Source organism: Erythrobacter ramosus, from assembly GCF_009828055.1.
Lineage (GTDB): Bacteria > Pseudomonadota > Alphaproteobacteria > Sphingomonadales > Sphingomonadaceae > Erythrobacter > Erythrobacter ramosus.
On record NZ_WTYB01000001.1, the window covers coordinates 338,870 to 358,601 of the forward strand.

22 protein-coding genes are annotated in these 19,732 nt (G+C 62.2%); 11 read left to right on the plus strand and 11 right to left on the minus strand.

Features of this window, described 5'->3' with window-relative positions:
- Positions 1 to 63 precede the first annotated feature (63 nt).
- Genes GRI59_RS01795 through GRI59_RS01835 form a run of 9 tightly spaced genes read right to left on the minus strand, consistent with a single transcriptional unit; the run spans position 64 to position 7,821 of the window.
- Complete coding sequence (locus GRI59_RS01795) at positions 64 to 450, minus strand: hypothetical protein (protein ID WP_160759487.1); 387 nt, start codon at positions 448 to 450, stop codon at positions 64 to 66.
- Positions 450 to 3,002 (minus strand): type IV secretion system protein TraC, encoded by a 2,553-nt coding sequence (traC, locus tag GRI59_RS01800; RefSeq protein WP_160759488.1) that lies wholly within the window; start codon positions 3,000 to 3,002, stop codon positions 450 to 452. The genes GRI59_RS01795 and traC overlap by 1 nt, the downstream gene beginning before the upstream one ends.
- Positions 2,999 to 3,592: a hypothetical protein gene (locus GRI59_RS01805; RefSeq protein WP_202390846.1), complete on the minus strand. Its 594-nt coding sequence runs from the start codon at positions 3,590 to 3,592 to the stop codon at positions 2,999 to 3,001. Before GRI59_RS01805 ends, traC begins: the two co-directional genes overlap by 4 nt.
- The gene (locus GRI59_RS01810; protein WP_160759489.1) at positions 3,592 to 4,461 is read right to left on the minus strand and encodes a DsbC family protein; all 870 of its coding nucleotides are present in this window, start codon (positions 4,459 to 4,461) and stop codon (positions 3,592 to 3,594) included. Before GRI59_RS01810 ends, GRI59_RS01805 begins: the two co-directional genes overlap by 1 nt.
- A complete protein-coding gene (locus tag GRI59_RS01815) occupies positions 4,458 to 5,786 on the minus strand; it encodes a TraB/VirB10 family protein (protein ID WP_160759490.1) in 1,329 nt (442 codons plus the stop codon). Before GRI59_RS01815 ends, GRI59_RS01810 begins: the two co-directional genes overlap by 4 nt.
- Positions 5,786 to 6,598, minus strand: coding sequence for a type-F conjugative transfer system secretin TraK (locus tag GRI59_RS01820; protein WP_160759491.1), 813 nt, complete (start codon positions 6,596 to 6,598; stop codon positions 5,786 to 5,788). Before GRI59_RS01820 ends, GRI59_RS01815 begins: the two co-directional genes overlap by 1 nt.
- 8 nt (positions 6,599 to 6,606) lie before the next feature.
- Positions 6,607 to 7,170: a type IV conjugative transfer system protein TraE gene (locus GRI59_RS01825; protein ID WP_160759492.1), complete on the minus strand. Its 564-nt coding sequence runs from the start codon at positions 7,168 to 7,170 to the stop codon at positions 6,607 to 6,609.
- Positions 7,171 to 7,182: 12 nt separating this feature from the next.
- Positions 7,183 to 7,470: a type IV conjugative transfer system protein TraL gene (gene traL / locus GRI59_RS01830; RefSeq protein ID WP_160759493.1), complete on the minus strand. Its 288-nt coding sequence runs from the start codon at positions 7,468 to 7,470 to the stop codon at positions 7,183 to 7,185.
- Positions 7,471 to 7,506: 36 nt separating this feature from the next.
- Positions 7,507 to 7,821 (minus strand): hypothetical protein, encoded by a 315-nt coding sequence (locus GRI59_RS01835; protein WP_160759494.1) that lies wholly within the window; start codon positions 7,819 to 7,821, stop codon positions 7,507 to 7,509.
- Positions 7,822 to 8,189: 368 nt separating this feature from the next.
- Between GRI59_RS01835 and GRI59_RS01840 the strand changes: the two genes are divergently transcribed.
- Positions 8,190 to 8,681, plus strand: coding sequence for a hypothetical protein (locus tag GRI59_RS01840; RefSeq protein ID WP_160759495.1), 492 nt, complete (start codon positions 8,190 to 8,192; stop codon positions 8,679 to 8,681).
- Positions 8,674 to 8,889 (plus strand): helix-turn-helix transcriptional regulator, encoded by a 216-nt coding sequence (locus tag GRI59_RS01845; protein WP_160759496.1) that lies wholly within the window; start codon positions 8,674 to 8,676, stop codon positions 8,887 to 8,889. Before GRI59_RS01840 ends, GRI59_RS01845 begins: the two co-directional genes overlap by 8 nt.
- Before the next feature lie 20 nt (positions 8,890 to 8,909).
- Here the strand turns inward: GRI59_RS01845 and GRI59_RS01850 are convergent, their stop codons facing one another.
- Entirely contained in the window at positions 8,910 to 10,205 is a 1,296-nt protein-coding gene (locus tag GRI59_RS01850) for a hypothetical protein (RefSeq protein WP_160759497.1), read from the minus strand.
- A gap of 220 nt (positions 10,206 to 10,425) precedes the next feature.
- On the opposite strand from GRI59_RS01850, the gene GRI59_RS15750 reads away from it, so the two are divergent.
- The 5 genes from GRI59_RS15750 (at position 10,426) to GRI59_RS01875 (ending at position 15,386) form a co-directional block, all read left to right on the plus strand.
- A complete protein-coding gene (locus GRI59_RS15750) occupies positions 10,426 to 11,700 on the plus strand; it encodes a DUF6946 family protein (protein ID WP_237440638.1) in 1,275 nt (424 codons plus the stop codon).
- Between the two features lie 120 nt (positions 11,701 to 11,820).
- Positions 11,821 to 12,555, plus strand: a complete 735-nt coding sequence (locus tag GRI59_RS01860) for an NUDIX hydrolase (protein ID WP_160759498.1) — start codon at positions 11,821 to 11,823, stop codon at positions 12,553 to 12,555.
- 2 nt (positions 12,556 to 12,557) lie between these two features.
- On the plus strand, positions 12,558 to 13,544 hold the full coding sequence (locus tag GRI59_RS01865) for an SPFH domain-containing protein (protein ID WP_160759499.1): 987 nt from the start codon (positions 12,558 to 12,560) through the stop codon (positions 13,542 to 13,544).
- A gap of 4 nt (positions 13,545 to 13,548) precedes the next feature.
- The gene (locus GRI59_RS01870) at positions 13,549 to 14,442 is read left to right on the plus strand and encodes a diacylglycerol kinase catalytic domain-containing protein (RefSeq protein WP_160759500.1); all 894 of its coding nucleotides are present in this window, start codon (positions 13,549 to 13,551) and stop codon (positions 14,440 to 14,442) included.
- Entirely contained in the window at positions 14,439 to 15,386 is a 948-nt protein-coding gene (locus GRI59_RS01875) for an ADP-ribosylglycohydrolase family protein (RefSeq protein WP_160759501.1), read from the plus strand. The genes GRI59_RS01870 and GRI59_RS01875 overlap by 4 nt, the downstream gene beginning before the upstream one ends.
- On the opposite strand, the gene GRI59_RS01880 is transcribed toward GRI59_RS01875, so the two are convergent.
- Positions 15,383 to 16,006: a S24 family peptidase gene (locus GRI59_RS01880; RefSeq protein ID WP_160759502.1), complete on the minus strand. Its 624-nt coding sequence runs from the start codon at positions 16,004 to 16,006 to the stop codon at positions 15,383 to 15,385. The two genes, GRI59_RS01875 and GRI59_RS01880, sit on opposite strands and share 4 nt — an antisense overlap.
- Before the next feature lie 196 nt (positions 16,007 to 16,202).
- Between GRI59_RS01880 and GRI59_RS01885 the strand changes: the two genes are divergently transcribed.
- The 4 genes from GRI59_RS01885 to GRI59_RS01900 all read left to right on the plus strand — a co-directional run bounded on the left by GRI59_RS01885 (position 16,203) and on the right by GRI59_RS01900 (position 19,334).
- Positions 16,203 to 17,225: an IS110 family RNA-guided transposase gene (locus GRI59_RS01885; protein ID WP_160759503.1), complete on the plus strand. Its 1,023-nt coding sequence runs from the start codon at positions 16,203 to 16,205 to the stop codon at positions 17,223 to 17,225.
- A 177-nt stretch (positions 17,226 to 17,402) separates the two neighbouring features.
- Complete coding sequence (locus GRI59_RS01890; protein ID WP_160759504.1) at positions 17,403 to 18,101, plus strand: NYN domain-containing protein; 699 nt, start codon at positions 17,403 to 17,405, stop codon at positions 18,099 to 18,101.
- 363 nt (positions 18,102 to 18,464) lie between these two features.
- A complete protein-coding gene (locus GRI59_RS15755; protein WP_183363552.1) occupies positions 18,465 to 18,788 on the plus strand; it encodes a hypothetical protein in 324 nt (107 codons plus the stop codon).
- Positions 18,789 to 18,878: 90 nt separating this feature from the next.
- Positions 18,879 to 19,334: a hypothetical protein gene (locus tag GRI59_RS01900; protein ID WP_160759506.1), complete on the plus strand. Its 456-nt coding sequence runs from the start codon at positions 18,879 to 18,881 to the stop codon at positions 19,332 to 19,334.
- The last annotated feature ends 398 nt before the right edge of the window (positions 19,335 to 19,732 follow it).

A 19,732-nucleotide genomic window follows, 5' to 3' on the forward strand; every position in this document is an offset into this window, starting at 1 on the left:
AGGAGCAGGACCGCGCTGAGACGCAGGACGAGTGGACGATTAAAGGATTGTAATAGGCTTGGCTTAGCCATTGTCGGCCTCCTTGGAATTGGTGGGAGCGAGAGCCAGTTCGAGGCGCTGCAGGAACCGGGGGCCACGCAGCAGCAGCACGCCGAGGGTCAGGATCAGGAACGCGCCCTGCAGATCCTGCGAGAAGCCAAGCCGCCGCAGCGCGTCGGCGTCGCGGTAGTGCTCTGCGAGGTTCTGGAGCTGGGCGAAGAGCAGCGACAGGTCCCAGCCAGCGAGAAGCAGAAAGAGGAACAGCGGCACGCCGAGCACGATCAGCAGGCTCGAGACCGCGAAGCGCGCGGCCTCGATCAGGACAAAGCAGGTCCCCTGGAGGAAGGGCAGCAGCTGGATCGACGGCGACCAGTCGCCGATGTGGTCGAAGGGCGTTTGATGGAAAGGCATCAGCGCGCTCCCTGCGCAAGGCCGGCGACCTTGCGGATCGCATCGGCGAGCGGCATGCCCCGCGCCTCGAGCGCCTGGATCGCGGCATAGGTGTCGGGATCGGAGGAGAAGATCGTTGCCGAGAGCGGATCGAGCACCAGGCGGCCGACTGCCTCGGTCTCGGGACCCTTGATGAAGATCTCCGAGTATTCCGCGCCCGAGCGCTTCAAAGACCGGATCAGGGTCTCGGTTCGGTCGTCCATGTCGAGCCGGGAACTCTGCCGGAAATCGGCAATCGTCTCAGCCTTCTGCTGGAGGATCAGCATCCAGTCGCTGTTCTCGAGCGCGGCGCGCGCGCCATCCGACTTGTAGTAGTCGTTGAGCGACTGGGTCGCGGTCGCGAGCGCACCGCCGTACTTGCGTGCCGTGCGGGCATAGGTCTCGACGAACTCGCCCATCGACCCACCGCGCAGCATCGACCAGGCCTCGTCGATCAGCAGCAGCTTGCGGGTGCTGCGCGATGTCCGCGTCATCGCCTGGCCAGTCATGAACATGATCGCCGAGAGCACGACGCTTCTGAGCTCCTCCCGGCTCGCGAGATCGCTCATCTCGAAGACCGTGAAATCGTCATCGAGCGCGAAGCTGGCCTTGCCGGAGAAGAACCCGCCATATGAGCCGCCGCGGCAATAGGGCGCGATCGCGGTTGCGAGGTTCGTGCCGAGCTCGCCGCCGCCAAGCCCAAGCGCCGCGGCGATGTCGTCGATGCTGCCGCCGCTGCCGAGCGTATTCCAGACGGTGGTGACTGCCCGGTCGATCAGCCCGCGCTCGGTGTCGCTGGGCTTGTCGTCGTGGCGCGCCATCTGGCCGATGATCGCCTTGATCATCGCAAAGCAGTCGAGCTTGTAATCCTCGTCGGCTTCGGCGCGGGCATCGTCGACCATCGAGAAGGGATTGAGCGAGAACCCGGCGGCGAGCGTGAACTCGACAAAGCGCCCGCCCTGGAGCTTGACCGAGTGCTCGAACGAACGGCCATCGTCGATCACCACGACCTTGGCGCCCGCACCGCGCAGCGCGGCGCAGAGTTCCTGGAGCAGAACTGACTTGCCCGACCCCGACTTGCCGCAGATCGCGATGTTGTGGTTGCCCGCGCCGTTCTCGAACGGCGACCACCAGAATGGCTGGCCCCGGCGGCCAACAAGCAGCAGGTGTGGAACCGCGCGGCCGAGGTACTCGCCCTGCATCGGCGCAATGTTCGCCGCCGTGGTCGAGAGCATGGTGCGCAGGCGCTTCAAGCGCTGCATGTCGTCGGCGAGACCATCAGCGAGGCTGAGCGGAAAGGCCGCGACCAGGCCTTGGAGCTGAAGGAACCGCTCGTCGGTGAGATCCCAGCCCGCGGCCTTGAAGATCGCTTTGATCACCCGCTCGTGCGCGTCGCCTTGCCCGAGCGGCGAATAGCTGGTGAGCCCGTAGAACAGCTTGACCAGCTTCTTGCCGGCCTGGAGTTCGTTTTGGACATGGCGCCATTCAGCCGACTGGTCAGCGAGCTTGGGCAGGAAGCGCGCGCTCTTGGTCTGGCTGAGGCTGGTCGTGCGCATGAACTTGTAGCCAGCGCGCGCCGAAGCCGCCTCCTGATCGGGATAGACCAGGCACAGCATGGTCGCGGTCGGGCAAGGAAAGCGCAGCTTGTCGGTGAACATGTCGCCGATCAGCCGCGCGCATTCCCACGGCGCCCAGCGTTCGGGGAACGAACGCACCGCAAAATGCCGGAGGTCGAAGCTGTCGGGGAGGCACTCGCCAACTTGGGGGTGGCCGGCCGCATCACGCCCTAGTTCGCGGAACCGCTCGGTCCTCAAGACCAGGCGGTCGTCTTCGACCTCAAGCTCGATGTCGCCGCGGATTGCCTGGACGTCGAGTCGCTCAAGCGGGTTCCAATGGTTGGGCTCGGGCTCGCGCGCGGTGGTCGGCGAAGTGAGCTCGTCGACCAGGCCGATCAAGGCCGAAGGCCGGAGCGCATGGGCTTCGAGCCCGAGCGAATGGATCAGGCCCAAGAGCCCTTCGCGGCACTCGGCCAGTTCGGCATCGCTGACGCGGCTGCCCTCTGGCACGCCCAGCGAAACGATCAGCCGGGTGCTGCGGACATGGAACGGGGCATGGGCCGAACCGCTTTCCCAGACGAGGTCGTAGAACCGCGCGATCCGCTCGCGGGCGATCGCCTCGTAGATACCGCCCTGCTCGTAGCGCGTGGCGAACCACGGCGAGACGACCTGCCCGATGCGCGGGCTGGCGAAGTTGAGCACCTGAAGACAGGCCCCCTCGGGCAGCCCTTCGGAGAAGAACTGCCCGAGGATCTCGCCGGTGCGCTCGTCGGCGCCGATCAGCGGGGTGACTTCGAGGACGAAGCCCTTCGAACGCGCATTGCGGTAGAGCCCGGCGCTCTCGTCGTAGACCCGGTACGGCAGCCAATCGGAGAGCATGTCGAGCGCGAAGCCCGCGCGCGGCTTCTCGGCCGCGGCCGTGTCTGCAAAGAGCGAGCCCATCAGCGCGTCGCGGGCCTTGGCGAGCGAATAGGTCATGGCTTCGGACTTTCGGTTGCGACTGGCGCTTCGGCCGGATGGTCAAGGTGGGGGACCCGGCTGGGGCTGAGGGAGGGGCCGGGTCCCCCGGCCGGAGCGTGCTGCGAGGGGGCAGTCAGCACGTCCGGCAAGGCGGAGATGGTCGGTTCGGGATCGGGTACTGGCGCCACTGGGTCTTGCGGCTGCCGCGCGGCCGCGACCACGCGGGCGAGCGCATGGGCAACTTCGCGCCGGCTCGCCGGATCCTTGAAGTGCTTGCCGATCGGATCGGGTAGCGGCACTTCGACGATCCGCGCTTCGTGGGTGCGGCCTTGCGCATCGCGGAAGGCGGCGAGCACGACCTTGAGCCGGTCGGCGCCAGGGCCACGGTCGGCCGGGTGCTCGACGCGGTGCTCGGCGAGCGTTGTCACCGTCTCGTTGATGGCGGCGCGGGTCGCGCGTTCGTCGATCACCGAAGTCGGTGCGCAGTCGCCCGCAGGCGCCTTGCAGCTGAAGCTGCCTTTGACGTTGCCGCCGAGCATGGCGCAGCCGGAACTGGCGAGCACGAGAGCGACGAGCGCCAGCGGACGATGGATGGCGATCTTGCCCATCAGCGGCCTCCCTTATTCTGGTCGAGACCGAGGAAGCGGCGGATTTCCGCAGCGGGGCGGTAGCCCTGGAGCACCGCGCCGTCGCTCGGGCGGACCATCACCGGGGTGCCGTTGAACCGATTGGCCTTGGCAAAGGTCTCATTGGCATCAAGTCCCTTGGCCTTGCAGCCCTTGCGCGGGTTCGGGGCCTGGCCCGCATAGGCCTGGTGCAGCGCCTCGGCTGGATCGAGCGCGCAAAGCACTGCCTCGGACAAGGCCCGGCTCTTTGCGCCGAAGATCGAGATCGGGCGCTCTTCGACGTGGACCCCGGCCTTGGTGAGCTCGCCGGTCAAGCGCTGGCAGTAACCACACTGGAAGTCAGAGAAGACCACGACCTTGGGAGCAGCGGGATTGCCCCAATGGATCGCACCGTCGGCCGGGAGCGTGTTTAGATCGACTTGGGTGGGAGCGGCCTGGGGTTGCTCGTCACCGTGATCGTCACCTTGCTTGCCCGCGCGCGCGCCGCCCGCGGCGATGAGATCGGGGTTGAGCTCGAGCAGCCGCGCGGCAGTGACGTCGCTGCGCGTCTCCATGTCATAGAGCCGGCCGACGACGAGGTAGCGCGCGGCCTGATCGACGTAGAACAGGGTCTTGCCTGAAACCACTTCGCACAGTCCGCCGAAACCCTCGCAGGTGAGCGCATCGATCGGCGTCTTGGGGAGGCGCGCAGCGAGCGCAGCGCGCACATTTGCGGTCACTTCGCTCGCGAGCGCAGGCTCGGAGGTCAGCGTCGCGACCCCAAGACTGAGCACGGTCAAGGTCCCCGCAAGGGCAAGTGCGGCGGTAGCCGCCCGGGCCTTCAAATCCGGTTTGGAATTCGTGTAGTTCATTTCGTATTGCTCCTGACGTGAACGCCGTCGAGAAAGACGATCTCGACCTCGATGCCGGTCGGCATCTCGACGACGGGTTGGTATTGTTCGGCGCGTTCGATGAGGTACTTGCTCACCGTATCGGCGGCTTCGCCTGCGCCCTGGCCGAAACCTCCGGAGAGGATGTCGGTCGGCGAGAGCGCCTGGCGCTTGCCGTCCGCGCCGGTGGTCTGGGTGAAGACCGAGTTGGCGTTGGCCGAGAACCCGCGGCCAAACCCGCCGACGATCCCGGCGATCAGCGCCTGGCCGATCAGGCTGCCCTCGCGGCTGACCACCCGGCCGCGCACGCCCGACTTGCCGGCAAAGCTGATGAAGCCCTTGACCTCGCTGACCGCGTAGCGACCGCCCGGCTGCGCGCAGGTCATGCGAGCGAGCTTGACGTAGACCTTCTCGCTCGAGAGATCGCCGCGCGCCGCGCCGTTGACCAGGCAACCGGTAAGGTCGGTGGTCAGCACTCTTCCGCCGCGCATTACCGAGCGCGCGGGACCAGTGATCCTGAGGACGACCGGGAGCGGATCGGTCTGGCTGGCAACACCGGTCGAAGCATCAACGCCGACGATCACCCGTGCGGGAGCATAGGAGTTGGGCGGCAGGTAGTCCGGGCTGTCCTGCAGCAGGAGCTGCGGAGCAGCGCTATCGGCGGTGGGCTTCTTAGGGCCGGCACTGCCGGTCTCGAAGCTCATCAGGCTGACCTTTTGCTCGTCGGGACCCGGCCCGGCATTTGTCGAACGCGCGTTGGCAGCCGAGCCAGCACCGGGCCCATAGGCGGGCGGCGGCGCGACCGGTGTTGCCGGCGCGCGCGCCGCCTGGTCGAGCTGGGTCTTGAGCGCGGTGTTCTCGGCCGAGATGGCATCGATGGCGTGCTGGCCGTCGGTGCGCATCTGCGCGTTCTCGCTCTTGAGCGCGGCAAGTTGCTGCTCGAGCTCCGGCCGTGACACCTGGCCTTCCTTGAGCGTCTTGATCTCGCGGTCCTGCGCATCGGCGCGGTTGCCGTAGGTCGCGACGAATTCGCGCTCGGAGAGGTTGCGATTGACGAGCCCGCCGGTGTCGATCGTGACGGGATCGCCCGCAGCACCGGCATGTTTGGTCTCATCGCCGCTGAACAGGAAGGTCGCGCCGCCGATCAGCGCGATCGCGCCGACCCCGACGAGGAGGAGCTTCTGGCGCTGCGCGATCTGCCGATTGAGACTGCGCCGGCCTTGTTCGCGGCGGCTTTCCGGGGTGGTAACCGCTTCCGCCTGATCGGCGGAGCCTTGGGCCTGGGCGGATTTGGGTTCGTTTTCCATTATTCGAGCCCTCCTTTGCGGAAGACGAGGAAGGCGCTGGTCGCCTCGTTCGGGCCGAGCTTGTCGCGGCCATAAGCAAAGGCGATCGTTCCAGCCGGGCCTTCGCGGTCGGCAGCGAGATCAAGCGGTTCCTTGCCGAGATTGCGCAGCACGAAGCGCTGGCCAGTGAGCTCGGCGCCGACATATTCGGCGACCAGCTGGACCTCGATCCCGCCGGTCTTGCGCGGGAGCCCGAGTTCGGTCCGTGCCGAGAAACCGGGCAGCACCGCATCGCCAGCCATGGCCTCGATCAAACGCAGCGCCGCGTCCTCAGGGCCGCTGGCTTGCTCCCAGTCTCCTGCCTCGTGCGCTTTGAGCGCCGGGTTGGTGACAAAGATCTGGCTCGCTTCCTGGGACGCGGTCTTGCAGGCGAACTTGTAGACGTAGCCCGCCTTGCTGGTCGCAAAGAAGCTCACCCGGTCGGCGGCAAACTGCGGCGGGACCGAGATGTAGATGTCGCCGCGCACCGGCTCATGGGTGACCGTGAAATCGTTGTAGGGGTAAGCGCTGGCGATCTTCGAGACATTGGCAAAGCCGTCGCCGACCAGCGCAATGCGGGTGAGTTCGCCGCGAGAGAGCACGCAGTCGATCCGGGCGTTGTCGGCAACCTCGACGAACTGGTCGGCGAGCGCCGGGCTCGCCGTGAAGGCGAGAACGCTGAGCGCAGCGCCGAGCACTTTGAAACCGGGGTCGATCCGGCGCGCCGCGCCAAGGCCGAAGCAGGCGAGACCGCCGCCGAGCGCGGGCGATAGACAGGGGGTGAGAGAACTCATGGGCGTGGTCAGTCCTTCTGGCTAGGGTCTTGCAGCTGCTCGAAGCCGGTGAGCGCGAGGGCGAGGCCCCGCTTGGTCCAACGGAAGCGGAAGCTGCGATCATTGCTGGCGATCACCTGCGCGCCGACGAAGGTCTTGAGCGTGCCGGTGACAGTCGAGGTCAGGCCCGCAGGATCGACCTCCATCTTGCGAATGACGAAGGCCTGGCTGATGTCCGAGCCGCGCTGCTCGTCGACGATCTTGACGAGCTCGGCCTTGAGCTGACCGTGCGCTGCCGGATCGGCGAGCTTGAGTATCTCGGCCAACCAGTAGTCGAGCCCTTGCGGACTTCGATTGAGCAACATCAGCGCGGTGTCGCGGGTGACGAGCTCGAGGTAGTGCGCGTCGGGTCCGGCGCTCGACAGCGCCAGACGTTCACTGGTGACAGGCACCAGCACCAGCTCGCGGTCCCGGGTGGCGGCAGCCCCCACGCCGAAGAGCGTGGTAACCGCAAGCACTCCGGCGACCAGGGCCAGCTGGTTGCGCTGGCGCAGGTATTTCTGCGCCTCTTCGTAAGCGAATTCTGCGCGCATCGCGTGTCTCCCTCAGCCGGCCAGCAGGCGGCAGTGGGAGGGCGGCGTGGCCTTCAGTCCGAGAAGACCACCCGGCAGATACCAGTAGGCAGCATGCACCAGCGCCGAGCCCGCGTTTCCGGATTTCGCCTTCCGCAAGACGAACCAGGCCGCAAAGGACAGAGCGATCCCGATGAAGATGTGCTGCGCCAGGATCCCCCAGGTGAAGGGGATCAAGAGCCCCGCGAACTCGTCAATGGTCCAGAAGCCGATGAGCTCCGGGTCGTCGAGCCGTTGGGGAACGAGGTACCTGTCGGCCATTGTGCCGCCCTCCTTGTCCGTGACCGGGTCCGCTGTTCAGATGACCGCCGTCACGACCGAGGTGACGATCGGCACACCGGTGCCGACGCCAATGCCGACGCCAACCGGAACGGCGATCTGGCCGAGGGTGAAGCGGCCCGATGCGAGGCCGATGAGGCCGCCCGCAAGGCTCAGCACGGTGATGATCTTGCCGCCCGAGCCTTCCAGGAAATCCGTGAATTTGACGAGCGCGGGGTCGAAGGTGGTATCGGCGCCGGCATAGGCCGCACCGGCACAGGCCAGCGCGGCCAGGGCGGGGACAATGTAGTCCTTGAGCCGGGGACGCCGGGCAAGCTGCAGAGGGGTATTCATGGGCAGGAACTCCGAGGGTTGAAGAAGCAGCAAGCGGCGAGCCGTTCGCTGTCTGTTCTTCGTGGCCTTGGAGAGCCCGTGTAGGAAATGGCGCCGAGCGATTTGGGCCGCCTCGCCAAGCAAAAAGCGACATGGATGAGGGTCGGTGCCTGCTTCTGCGCGGATGCTGCCGCCCCAAGCGCCACGCGGGCCGGATATCGCACCCGGCGTGCTGCGATCCGCGTCCAAGCGGCCGGATTCTGCGCGAATCGTATGGACGCTGTGATTCGCTCTGTCCTATATGTTCCTTTTTTGTTCTTTTCGTTTTCCTACACCCTTCCTCTGGGCTTACCCAGCGAGTCGATCATTCAAGACAAGGAGGAAACCCGATGATCGACATGGCAATGCTCAGCGAGACGCAGACGCGCGGTGATCTCGCTCGCTTACTCCACACCGCAGTGGAGCTAAGCGGCCGCAACCGCTGCGAAATTGCGCGCGATACCCACATCCACAAGGATGCCCTGCGTCGCACCCTGGCCGGAGAACGAAGCCCAAGCGTCGGCGAGGCTCTGCGCATCCTGGCTTCGGCCGGAATGGCGCCGCACGCGCAACTGCTGCTGTTCCTCGGTGCCGGCGGCGACCTCACCACGCGCTGGTTGCAGACCGACATCGCGAACTTCTTCGAGGAGCTCATCGGCGAGCTACCGGGCGCGCTCGAGCGGGTGCTTGGCAACCAGGTCCACGATGTCAAACCCCGCTGGGCCAAGGGCACTGCGCACCGAGTGGCGCGGCTGCTCGCCGATCATATCGACGAGCTGGAACGCAAGGATGCGCAGCTGGGTGATAGCCATGGCATTGGAGTGGGAGGGCGTCATGGCTGATGCGGATCTGGACGTCGCACCCGAGCCGAAGCGCGTGACCCGGCTCATTCGCCTCAAGGAAGTGCAGCACCGCGTCGGTCTCGGCCGCTCGACAATCTACCGCTGGATGGCCGAGGGCAAGTTTCCGAAACCTGTGCAACTGGGCGGGTATGCGGTGGCATGGGCGGAAGACGAGATCCAAGACTGGATCGCATCGCGCCTTGACTGAGTGTCTGCTGCGACCAGTGCCTAACCAGAAGAGGTGTGGTCTATTGTCCCAATCGAGGCAAGTTCGAACGGAAGCTCGAATTCGATCGGGACGCCCTCCGAATAAGACAGGCTCGCCTTGAAAATCTTCGAACCACCGATCAGTCGGCGATCAAGAACCTCGATGGTTGCCTTGTCGAGGGTCAAGCCACATTTCGGCTTCAGAACCTTGCACGACGAGTTCACTTCTTGACCGGAATCGCTGATGGACACGGAGCCATCATAGAAATGAGGAATATCATGATTGAGCGACGCAAGCGGCGAGAGGTTTGGTCCCAACCATGAAGATGTAGTGCCCGGTACTTCTGGCTTCTTCGGTGCTTTGGGCAGATCTCTGCGGGATATCCAATGGGTCCCTTCTGGTGCTCTGATTGTCACCTCAATGTTGTGGGCCGCGACCAGTCCGTCATTCCAGAGGTAAAACTCAACCTCCTCAATTCGGCAAATCCTATCGAGGTAATGCTCCATGTCCGCCAGATATTGCTCGTACGCAGCATAGTACCGAAGTCGAGCTTCGTTCTGACGATCCAGAGACAGGCCCGACAGCCCACTCAGGTTTGCAATGTCAATGCCGCTGGTCAGCTTCGGGAAAGCATTCACGACCTGCGGTTTCGGCGGCGAAGGTTCCTTGAGCGGAAATTTGCGCTTTTCCTGCTCGAGTGTTGGTAACTTCGGAATGATCAGGTCTGGAAATTCCAGCCTGAGCTTCTCGGCTCCGTTAAAGCCCACAACCGGCTTCGGACGAGAGGTCTTGATCTGCTCAAGCTCTTGTTTTGCCTTGCGCAATTCCTGCGTTTCTGGATCTACTTCATCCGCGAGACGCAGCTCGTCCGGCAGCGTCAGAATGTTGACTGGTCGCGACCTCAACTTGAGCTTGAGGCCACCGTCGCCTGAGGCAATGTAGGTCGATGCATTTGTTTCGGCTGCAATCTCCAAGGAACTGGCAATGTAGCGATCGTCATCGACGTCCGGCGACAGGCGATTGGCTGCGAAATCGATCGTCGGCTCATTGTCATGGAAAACTAGCGTGCAACTGGGCCGCAAGGCGATCGGGTCAGTCTCGTCCATCTTTCCGACCAGGAATTCGATGGCCTTACCGGCGCGCTTGCGGATCACTGGCGAACTTGCGGTTGCCTTTTTCCGCTCGAGTTCCGTCATCAAGGCGGGAACGATCACGATGTTGCACGGCGAAAACCTGACAAGACCAGGCCAGTCAATCTCGTCAATTCTCCGATAGTGCAGAACGATGTTTGCATCGACAATGATGTTCACGGTCATGGGGGGTCTTATAACTGGTCCCTCGCCGAAATGCGAAGGCCGAAGCCAAAATCATGGAACACTGAGGTCGAGCAGTCACCCTGAAGTACGGCGGGTATGCAAAAATGCGGAATAAATGCGAGGCCATCTATGTGTGAGTTCGGACACTGCAACCAACACCATTGAACAAATGCCGACAGCTGATTGACATGTGCTGACTTCCCGCGAAGCTCTGGCATGTATGCAGAACGAAACAACGCTTCGCCGACTCCACGTCCCTTTGCTGCGGGCCGAGGACGCAATTGCACATCTTGGCTCGCCTACCCATTGGCAGCCGGGGCGATCCGCTAAATCACTTGCGGATCTGTGGTTCTCCGCAAATTCATTGCCTGAATCGATAAAGGCGGCACTTGAGCCCGATCTGCGATTTCGCGGAGCCGCTCTTCTCGATGCCTTTCTTGAGCGGCCAGTGGACCTTGGAGATGGCCAGCGCCCAAGTCAGACCGATCTAATGGCGATCGTTCGGCTCGATGGCAGGCTCGGAATTCTCGCGATCGAGGCCAAGGTCGACGAGACGTTCGGGCCAACGGTTGATGAATGGCTTTCGGACCCGAAAGGAGACCGGCAAACTCGGCAAACTCGCCTGAAGAGACTTTGTGGTCTACTTGACCTAGATCCCGGTGCAGTTGGGTCGATCCGCTACCAGCTTATTCACCGCACCGCCTCGGCGCTGATCGAGGCGCGGCGCTATTGCGCGCGTGATGCCGTGATGATCGTTCAGAGCTTTTGCCCGAAGCGCTCATGGTTCGATGACTACCGCGCGTTCGTAGAAGCCATGGGCCTGGATCAAGCGACCGATGGCAGAATCACGGCCCCCAAAGAATGCGATGGAATCGACTTGCGCCTCGCATGGGTGGCTGAGGTAATTGAAGGGCCGTTTAAACGGCTGGGCACGGCCCGCACCGTGCCTGCGCTAACTGAGCTCGGCCGGGTGCAGCTGTCGAAGTCGTTCTTCATGCGCGACATGCTCTATTCCGAAGTCGCGATGATCCATGGCCTCAACAATGCGCCCGACGACCCGGAGCTAGCCATCAAGGCTGGCAAACGTCTCTGCGAGGAATTGCTGGAGCCGCTTCAGGACAAGTGGGGGCGGATCGCGATCCGCTCGGCCTACCGCTCGTGCGAGGTCAACGGGTTCTGCAATGAGATGCAGCGCAAGAAGAAGGCCGGCTACACCTGCGCTTCAAACGAGAGCAATTACGCCGCACACATTTGGGATCGGCTCGATGCCAAGGGCCACATGGGGGCAATGGCATGCGTCGTCGTTCCGAGCTTCTGGGAGAAGCACCAGGAGCGCGGCGATTGGCGGATTATGGCGCGCTGGATCCACGAGCACCTGCCCTATTCCTCGCTCTATTTCTTTCCGACCTATTGGGCCTTCAACATCGGCTGGCACGAGCAGCCTGAGCGCTCCATTAAGAGTTATGCCGAGCCTGCAGGGACCTTCACACCCTAGCTTCCCAAGACCACGGACCATAGCCCGATCCAGCTTCGCAAATCCGTCACCTAATACACAGTTGACATATATCTAAGTTGCACATATCATATGTTCATCTCGAATATATGAGTCGTGGGCATGACTGAAGCTGAATTCCTCCAGAGCTACGATCCGAAAGCATTCCCGCATCCATCGATGACGGTGGATCTCGTGCTCATGACGGTTCGCGACGGCAAGTTGGCGGTCCTGCTTCAGCAGCGGGGCGACCATCCGTTCAAGGATCACTGGGCCTCGCCCGGCGGCTTCGTCGGCATTGACGAAGGCCTTGATGAAGCGGCCGAACGAGTGCTGCTGGCCAAAACCGGTCTTCCCGCAGGTGGCTGGCTTGAGCAGCTTTACACTTTCGGCGATCCGGCCCGCGACCCGCGGATGCGGATCATCACCGTCGCCTACTTCGCGCTGCTTCCGCTCGAAGTGCTGTCGCGTGCATTGTTGGCTCGCAGCGATCTTGAGCTAGTCAGGCTTGAGGTCCCTTGGCCTGGTGAGCGCGGCGGCGCCGTTTCAGCGAGCGCTGCCGGTGGGGCAAACCTCGATCTTGCCTTTGATCACGCCGAAGTCCTCGGCACGGCGGTCAAGCGTCTGCGCGGCAAGCTCGACTACTCGACCATCGCGTTTGCCCTGCTGCCAGAGCTCTTCACCTTGCGCGCGCTGCAAGACGTGCACGAAGCCATCCTCGGAGTGTCGCTAAACAAGCCGGCCTTTCGCCGTCGGATGCTCGACAAGGGCTGGATCGAGGGGACCGGCGAGCGCGAACAGGGGACTTCTTACCGTCCCGCCGAACTCTATCGTCTCAAACCCAATCAGGGAGATTGAACATGGCCAATATCACCAACGTTGGATTTCTGGCGCGGCTGCGTAGCGATGCCAGCCATCACGTAATCCGCTACCGCGCCGGGAAAGTCCGCCAGAGCGGTCGCGGACTGGTTTTCTGGTTCCGGCCCGATGTCGCCAGCATTGCCGAGCTGCCGATGGACGACCGTGAGACCACGGTCTTCGTCAAAGGCCGCAGCGCCGACTTCCAGGCAGTCAATGTCCAGGGCGCGATCGGCTGGCGGATCGAGGATCCCGAGCGGATCGCCGAACGGATTGATTTCACCATTTCGCTGCGTGGCGGTCAGCACCAGGGGCAACCGCTCGAGAAGATCGAAGCCCGGATTACCGGTCTCGTCAGCCAGGCTGCGCTCGACTACCTCGCCGGGGCCGACATCAGGGCACTGCTTGATGCCGGGATCGATCCGCTGCGTGCCTTGCTCGAAAAGGCCCTCGTTGCCAGCCCGGACCTGAAGGAATTGGGCATCGCGGTGGTTTCGGTCCGCTTGCAAAACCTCGCCCCGAGCAGCGAGCTCGAACGCGCGCTCCAGACCCCGACTTTCGAGGCGCTCCAGCAAAAGGCCGACCAGGCAACATTCGAGAGGCGGGCGCTCGCAGTCGACAAGGAACGCGCGATTGCCGAGAACGAACTCGCCAACCGGGTGGAGCTTGCCCGGCGCGAGAAAGAACTCATCGCCGAGGAAGCCGACAATGCCCGTGACCGGGCGCAAGGGGTGGCCGATGCCAACAAGGTTGAGGCCGATGCCGAAGCCTTGCGGATTCGCACGGTGGAAGGCGCGCGCGCCGAAACCGAACAGCTGCACATGGCGGTCTATCGCGACTTGCCACCCCAAGTTCTGCTCGGCCTCGCCGCACGGGAGTTTGCCGGCAAGCTCGACACGATCGAGCACCTCAACGTGACCCCGGACTTGATTGCCGGCCTGCTGCGCGAACTCGGGGCGGGCAAACAGACCCTCATCGACGCAGGCTGACCAGATGGCGAGCCTTCCTCCCCGCGTAGTCTTCGCTGTCCGAGAGACGGACTACGAGCTCCTGCTGGCGCGACATGCGACGCGCCAGCAGGCGCGGTTCTTCCTCGAAACCCGCGGCCAAGACCTGGCCGGGCTCGAAGCCCAGCACGAAGCGTTTCAACAGGTGCTGCACAATGCCCGCGCGCAGGTCCCCGATGAATGGCGCCAGGCGCTGGTCCGGCGCGGCGAATTCGACCGCTTCCTGTTCGCGGCAGACGATCTGATTGTCGCAGTCGGCCAGGACGGGCTCGTGGCCAACGTCGCCAAGTATCTCGAGGGGCAGCCCGTCCTCGGCATCAATCCGGCCCCGGACCGCTTCGACGGAGTGCTGCTGCATGGATCGGCCGAACACCTCGGCAAAACCCTGCGCGCGATAGCAGCGCGCGACTGCGGCCTGGAACGGCGCACAATGGCCGAGGCACGGCTCGACACTGGCGAAACCCTGCTCGCACTCAACGAACTGTTCGTTGGGCACCGCAGTCATCAGTCGGCCCGCTACCTGATCGATACAGGCAGCGCGCAAGAGCCGCAAAGTTCGAGCGGACTGATTGTCGCAACCGGGACCGGTGCTACTGGCTGGGCGCGTTCGATCATGGAGGCGACCGCCGCTTCGCTCCAGCTAGGCATTGAAGAAGAAGCCCTGGGCTATTTCGTGCGCGAACCGTTTCCAAGTATCTCTACCGGGACCTCGGTGCGCAGCGGCAAGCTAGTTGTTGGAGCTTTGACCCTGCAGTCACGCATGAACGAGGGCGGCGTGATCTTTGCCGACGGGATCGAGCACGACTTTCTCGCATTTGAGTGGGGTAGACAGCTCAAGGTTGGCGTTTCGAGCCGTAAGCTCTGTTTGGTGCGGCCATGAGTCTTGTTCGCCCCAACGCTTCCGCGATCGAAGGCCGAGCACTTGGTGCTTTATTAGGGCTGGCCGTCGGCGATGCCTTGGGCACGACTCTCGAGTTCACCCAGCGCGACAGCTACACCCACCTGACCGACATGATCGGCGGCGGTCCATTCGAGCTCAAGCCCGGGCAATGGACGGACGACACCGCGATGGCCTTGGCGCTCGCCGAAAGCCTCTGTGCGAAGCCCGCCCTCGACGAGGCCGACCTGATGGGGCGTTTTGCCAATTGGTACGTCCATGGCGTCAACAGTTGCACTGGAACCTGTTTCGACATCGGCAATGCGACCCGGTCAGCGATCGAAGCGTGGCTGCGTTCCGGCAATCCTTTCGCGGGTTCGACCGACCCGAGTACGGCGGGCAACGGCAGCCTCATGCGCCTTGCGCCTGTCGCCGTTCGGCATTGGCAAGACCCGGCAGTGCTTGTCGACGTTGCACGGCGACAGAGCGCCACGACCCATGGCGCCTCGCAGGCTGTGGAGGTCTGCGAACGGTTTGCCCGGGTGCTGGCCGAGGCAATCAGTGGACGTGATTGGCAGGCGGCCCTGGACGGACAAGAGTATAGTCAGGATTTGGCGATTGCGGCGATAATCTCGGGCGATTGGCGTGCCAAGAAACGCTCACAAATCTCGTCTTCCGGGTACGTGATCCATTCGTTCGAAGCGGCCTTCTGGTGCGTTGCGCAGACGGACAGCTTTCGGAGTGCGGTGCTTCTAGCCGCCAATCTTGGCGACGATGCCGACACGACCGCGGCGATTACCGGACAGCTCGCCGGAGCAGTCTATGGCGCGGGCGCAATCCCGCGGCCGTGGCTCGACAAGCTCGCTTGGCGCGAAGACATCGAAGCGCTGGCCCTGCAACTGTTTGAAGCCAGCTTGAGCGATGGGAGCAGTCAGCTTGTCCGCTAAGTGATGCGCTTGCCTGCCCAGACGACTTTGCCGACGATCTGGACCACATTGCGCGCAAGGCCATTCCAAGCCGGATAGGCTGGATTGTCGGTGAGGACGGATATCCGGCCGCGCATCGGTTCCAGCGCAATCCGGCGCACTAGCAGCAGCGTATCGGTTCGAATGACGTAGATCCCATCGCGCGGGTTCTCATTGGCCTGGTAGCGCTGAATGAACACTTCGTCGCCGTCGTACAGCGTTGGCTCCATCGCGTCGCCCTCGACTTTGACGATCGAGACGCCGTTGGGCTTGTGACTGACGTGCCGCAGCCAGGCTTCATCGACCAGTCGCACCCGGGCGAGCTCACTGTCTTCGTCGATTGGTCCGAGCACTGGAATGGCGATGGTCGTGAGGCCGGTCGCAACCGGGACATCCTCACCGCCAAAAACAACGGGCGGCACGCCAAAATGCACCGAGAGCTGGGCGATGTCGTTCTCGTCGAGATGCGCCGGGCTACCGCGCTTGATGAATTGCTGGACGTAGGCCGAATTGCGACTCAGCAGCCGCGAGACTGACGAGTAGGTCTCGCCGCGTTCCTTAATCAGGTCGTCGAGCGCACGGCGCGGATCGAGCGTGGTCATCCTACGGTTTCCTAGAAGATGTTTCGCAAGCCAAAGGAGTGTTCCTATTCGGCGAATCTCGCGCCAATTGCTAGCCTTTGCGCGGCTTGTGGACGTCGGAAGTTTGCAGGGCTCCTGCCGCGAGATTAGGTGACGCCACGCCAAACATGCTGTTTTTCAGGGGGATGGGTTGGCTATTCGGAAATACTGGGTGGGCTTGGACACGGGATTCTCGGCGACAGCCGTCTGCCTGATCGACGAGCACGGCGAAATTCTCTTCGAAGGAATGCGCGACACAAACGCCGGACAGGTAAAGGACATCCTGCGGCGTTTCGGAGTGGAAAGCGTCGAACTCATTACCATCGAGGCCGGCGTCGGCACGCACATGGTCCGCGAATTGCGCGAGTATGGCCTTCCGGTGCAGGTGGTTGAGGTGCGCAAGGCAAGCAAGTTCCTTGCGATCCGCCGCCAGAAGACCGACGCTAACGATGCGCGGGGGCTCGCGGAACTGGGCCGTCTCGGACGCTCACTCGGCGCCGGGGTGTTCGTGAAGACACTCGACTGCCAGAACATCCGCAGCCAGCTCAATGTCCGCAAGAACCTGGTCCAGCAGCGCATCAAGATCGACGCCCTGGTCCAGTCGATTGTTCGGCTGCATGGCGGCACACTCAGCACCCGTGTTGGGATAGGCAAGCTCGCGAGCGGAATCGAGGATCAACTGCCTCGCTTGCAAGGCGACGGGCTCGATGTCGACGCCGAGGTCCGCCCGCTTGTCGAGATCGCGGAATCCCTTCGGTTCCATATCGCCGGGATGGACAAGCGGTTTAAGGAATTGACCAACGACCATCCGGTCTGCTCGGTCCTGATGACCGTGCCGGGAGTCGGCCCGATTACCGCGCTCTCGTTCTTCAGCGCCATCGGCGATCCATTTCGTTTCGATCGGAACCGCGATGTCGGACCCTACCTTGGCTTGACGCCCTCGGTCCATCAATCTGGCGTCTTATCGCGCCCCGGCCGGATCAGCAGGTTTGGTAATAAGCTCACGCGCACGCACCTTGTGTCTGCCGCAACCGTCTTGCTTTGCTCCACGAAACGGGAAAGCGCCTTGCAGATCTGGGGCCTCGAACTGTCACGCAAGGTGGGTTTGTCGAAGGCCAGGGTCGCCGTTGCCCGCAAGATGGCGGTTATCATGCTGGGAATGTGGAAGTCAGGATCGACCTTCGATCCAGGCCATACGTGATGGGAGATCCTCCGTGCCGGAGGAGGCAGGCCTGGACCCCGCTTAGTTTTCTGGGGCTTCGACCTCGGTGTAGGTAATTGGGCCAGGCCTGCCAAACCGGTATGCTCGACCGGCGCGTCTTGTTACAAACAGCTAGCCTTGCGAAGTCACGGCTGTCTCGAGGAACTTTGAAAGCCCATGACTACCGGTAAGAATATCGCCCTGCTCATCGATGCAGATAATGCATCTCCATCAGGCCTTGACCCGACACTTACTGTTCTGGCCGAACTTGGCAGCGTCAACATCAAGCGAGCCTATGGCAATTGGACGAAAGTCGGCCTCAAAGGTTGGGCTGCTTTGACTCAGCGTCACGCCATCGAACCCCAGCAGCAATTCGACATTACAAAAGGCAAGAATGCGACCGACATGAAGATCGCGATCGATGCCATGGATCTCCTTTATACAGGCCAGGTCGACGGTTTCGGGATCATGTCGAGCGACGGTGATTTCATGCCGGTCGCGATGCGGCTGCGGCAGAGCGGACTGCCGGTCTACGGCTTCGGGACCGACCGGGCCCCAGAGGGGTTTCGCGAAGCCTGCACCCGCTTCTTCGATCTTGGCGCGCTCGAACAAGCCCAATCGAATGGTGACAAGCCCGTTGCTGCCGATGTGGACGATGCAGTCGTGACCCTGCTGAGTGAAGCCTGGAAGGCATCAAAGCGCGACGAAAAGGGCTTCGCGAGCCTATCCGAAGTTGGCCAGCGGGCGAGCAGTCGATCATCATTCGATGCCCGCAACTACGGCTTCACTCGGCTCTCCGACTTAGTGGCTTCTTTGCCTCAGTTTACCAGCGAGAGGCGCGAAGGCGGGATGGTCTACGTCAAGCGCGTCCGCTAACTGCTCGCGCAAGCCATGAGCAACTTCATCCGTCCTAGTCTGCCTGACATTCATTCTGTGCTGAGGAAGCACGAGAGTTTGATCGTGCACTTCTCTGGCACACCAAAGGGCGCTGGCTCCAATTTTGACTTCCTCTTTCCCGACGATCTCAGGGAGGTGATAGCCGAACAATCCCAGACAGGGTTATCGTGTTCGGTCGTAAAGCCAAATGACGAATTTGCAGACTTGGCCTGTGCGAACGCCACAGGATGCATTGGCGTTGTCCTGTGTATGAGATCCGAACAATCACTTCTTGACGCCCACCCCGGAGACTGCGGTTCATTCATGGAGAATGGAGTTCGCCAAACCCCCAAGGCTCGAGACATGAGCGCCGCAGATGTCGAACTGACAATCACTGACAGGGCGAATTGCACTTATAACGAATGGGTCGTGGCCGACTATTCTGTGATTGGACTATTTGCGGCCGCACCTTTCCGGATATCGGCCAAAGAACCGATTCAATATCCCGAAGACATGTCATCGTGGCTTCGGTCCGATACCGATGCGCTCGGATTCAAGCATTTGGCGATCCAAGACCTGTTGACCGAGTTTCATCCTTTGCCAATCTATAGCTTTCGCGGCGGAAAGCTGGTGGGGTGGGTAAGTGGCAATTGGTGTCCGATTTTGCACCACCAACTCTACCCTTAGGTATCAAAAGCCACCTGACAGTTGGTGCCACCGGCGATCTCGAACAGGGCTGCGCAGACACAGCTGTCTAGACTTGGAAAGGCTCAGCAAATGGCCGCTCTTGTCAAAAAGCTCCGGGAGCCCTTCGTTCTTACGGCACGAATTGGACCGAACGACATCTCGTACCATCTGGCACAGAACGTTGACCACGGTTTCAGCGAAATCTTGGCATTCGAGATGTCTGCTGCGATCGAGACGATCCATCCCAAGTTCAAGCGTCACCTGGGGAAGGATCTGCTCATTTCCTTCACCGGCAGTGGCCGAGCGTCCCGAGATGACTTTCGGGATGAAGACGAAAATGCGATCTACTTACTCGATTTGCGAGCCGAATCTCGTTACCTCTCAGGCGTGATTCCGTCCGACGCCCTTTGGGCCTTGCCTGGTTTGATTGAGGCCGGCCACATCTCCTACCTCGTTGTTTGCTTCGAACCGCCGCGCCAAGGGAGAGGCATAGTCAGGTCCATTGAATTTGTGTCGGAGGCCAAGCTTGCTGACTATCGCCCCTAGGGCTGAACATCGAGCACTCGCCCACAAGAAGGACTACCAGACAATGCATGAGCGTACTGCGAAGTGCGCTAGTGATCGAGCGCCAAAACTTCTGGTTCGAAGGTGCCTTCTGGGCCGTCATGTCGGGACGAATTGGACATGCCAAACTAGGCGAATCAGAGGCCCGAATTCTGCTTTTGTTCGCAAGGCGAATTTTGCGGAATTCTGGGGTCTTGAAATCGTTCGAGTCCCTAAAAAGGCATCGAACCAATACCTTATAAGACCGTTCGGGCTTTTTTTCGGGCAACGCAAAAAGCCGAACTGTCTAACGCATTGATCCAGATATGAAATTTGGGTCCGATGTGGGTCCTCTTCTGGCACCATTTCTCAATCCCGGTTTGCCGATAGCGTCGCGAAAG